Raw genomic sequence first — 420 nt, 5'->3', positions numbered from 1 at the left:
TAATCTTTCTGTGGTTCGGAGCAATGAAATTCACCCACTATGAAGCGACTGGAATATCGCCGTTTATCGTGAATAGTCCTATCATGGGCTGGTTGAATTCTGCGTTCGGTGTTCAAGGGGCAAGTGAAGTGATTGGTTTGCTAGAGCTGTCGACGGCGGTCGCTCTAATTATCGGATCGATTCAGCCCTTTTTCTCTGCGTTGGGCGCTGCGATGTCGGCCGCTACCTATCTGATTACGCTTACCTTCATGTTGAGCACCCCTGGCGTCGCCGAAGCGACTGCAGGTGGCTTCCCTGCGATTTCGGCGTTGCCCGGCCAGTTCCTGCTTAAAGACCTCGTCCTGCTGGCTGCATCGTTGACGCTCTTGCTGGGGTCGCTCCGGACTTCGCACGGCGACGCACGGCGGTGAGTTGATGGAA

At 55.0% G+C, this 420-nt stretch carries 1 protein-coding gene; it reads left to right on the top strand.

What is annotated here, in order from left to right; genetic code table 11:
* Positions 1-410 (top strand): DUF417 family protein (locus tag AB4Y42_RS44300; protein ID WP_368697904.1); only part of this gene is annotated, 410 nt, incomplete at its 5' end.
* Between the last annotated feature and the right edge of the window lie 10 nt (positions 411-420).

The organism is Paraburkholderia sp. EG286B (assembly GCF_040965655.1).
Classification (GTDB): Bacteria; Pseudomonadota; Gammaproteobacteria; order Burkholderiales; family Burkholderiaceae; genus Paraburkholderia.
The sequence above is the reverse complement of the archived record's forward strand: the minus strand, read 5'-3'. Positions and strand labels throughout refer to the sequence as shown.